Consider the following 1,593-nt stretch of genomic DNA (forward strand, 5'->3'; position numbering starts at 1 on the left):
TCTTCCTTATATAATGTATTTAGGTTTTAAAGGACGACCTATAACCTTTAAAGCTATCAACAATTATACATTTACATGTATAATTAATTTATTAGATAGAGTGATGTCTGTAGCTTCCTTGAAGCTTGACTTCGTTATTGAAAGACTGACACCTCTTTCTGATAAACTGATTACGAATAAGTTAGATGTTGACTCTCAAGTAGAGTACTTCGTATATCGAATAAGGCAGTAACGTTTATCAGATAAGTGGATCTATCTAAAATATTTTTTCTAGGTGATGTTATGCTATTTTTAGGAATCGATATCGGAAAACGTACTCATGTCGCTAGTCTCATATCCGAAAAGGGCCAAGTGCTATTTAAAGCTTTCTCTTTTAACAACACGCTTGAAGGTGGTGAAGCTCTCATAAACAAACTTCAGAATTTTGTGGATTCTTACGACGAAATCGAAGTCGGTATGGAAGCTACTGGTCACTATTGGCTATCTTTATATTCTTTTCTCATTGATCAAAACTTAAAAGTCTACGTGGTCAACCCATTACAAACCGATGGTTGGAGAAAAGGAACTGAAATAAGAAAGCGTAAGACTGACATCATTGATTCGTTGCTCATAGCAGAACTTATTCGCTACGGCGATTTTCTTGAAACGACTCTAGCAAATGATGAAATGCTATCACTAAGAAATTTGTCTCGTTTTAGAAACTATCTTATTCAATCTACCAGTGATCTAAAACGAAAAGCAATTGCTGTACTAGATCAAGTATTTCCTGAATATGAAACGGTTTTTTCAAATATCTTTGGTAAGACATCTAAAGAAATTCTATTACACTTTTCTTCCGCATCTGACTTTGAAAGCATTACTGCAAATCAGTTGAATGAAGCTTTAGAACAGTTTCGTATGAAAAAATTTGCTCAAAGAAAAATTCAGGCATTATCCACTTTGGCTCCAAATTCATTCGGAATAAAGATTGCTTTAGACAGTTTTAGCCTTCAATTAAAAATGATTATAGAGCAGTTAAATTTCATTGAATCTCAGATACAAAATATTGAATCTGAGCTAGAATTGTTGCTCCAAAAGCTCAATTCGCCCATAACAACTATTCCAGGTATTGGACCTGTTAATGCTGCCGTAATCCTTGGTGAAATAGGCGATATCAAGCGTTTTTCGACACCAGCAAAGCTTGTTGCTTATGCAGGATTAGATGCCACTGTATCACAATCTGGTGAATACAGCAGTACTAGTAATCGAATGAGCAAACGTGGCTCTCCACACCTCAGAACTGCTATTTTCAGTGCTGCTTTCATTGCTTCAAATAATGATCCTGTATTCAAAGCTTATTATGAGAAAAAACGTGCTGAAGGAAAACACCACTTTGTTGCTGTTAATGCCGTTGCTAGAAAAATGTGCAATACCATTCATGCTATTTTAACGCAAAATGTTCCTTATGATTCTCAAATGAACAGGTAACCTTGGGGTGGCTTAGACATAGTGTAGCCTATCCAGTGATTAGGTCTTTTTGTCATGCATTTTTATTCAATAATTATTCCTTGGAATTATTTTTTTTAAGACTTGACTTTTTATAGTTAGTCTTTC

The 1,593-nt window shown here is 34.8% G+C and carries 1 protein-coding gene; it reads left to right on the forward strand.

Annotation, left to right across the window (positions count from 1 at the left end):
• The first annotated feature begins 282 nt into the window (after window positions 1-282).
• On the forward strand, window positions 283-1,467 hold the full coding sequence (locus KHM83_RS19525) for an IS110 family RNA-guided transposase (RefSeq protein ID WP_213238717.1): 1,185 nt from the start codon (window positions 283-285) through the stop codon (window positions 1,465-1,467).
• The last annotated feature ends 126 nt before the right edge of the window (window positions 1,468-1,593 follow it).

Source organism: Fusibacter paucivorans (assembly GCF_018390735.1).
GTDB classification, from domain to species: Bacteria; Bacillota; Clostridia; order Peptostreptococcales; family Acidaminobacteraceae; genus Fusibacter; species Fusibacter paucivorans.

Excerpts from the sequence above, each read along its gene's own strand:
- KHM83_RS19525 (WP_213238717.1), top strand. The coding sequence starts at position 283 with ATGCTATTTTTAGGAATCGATATCGGAAAACGTACTCATGTCGCTAGT.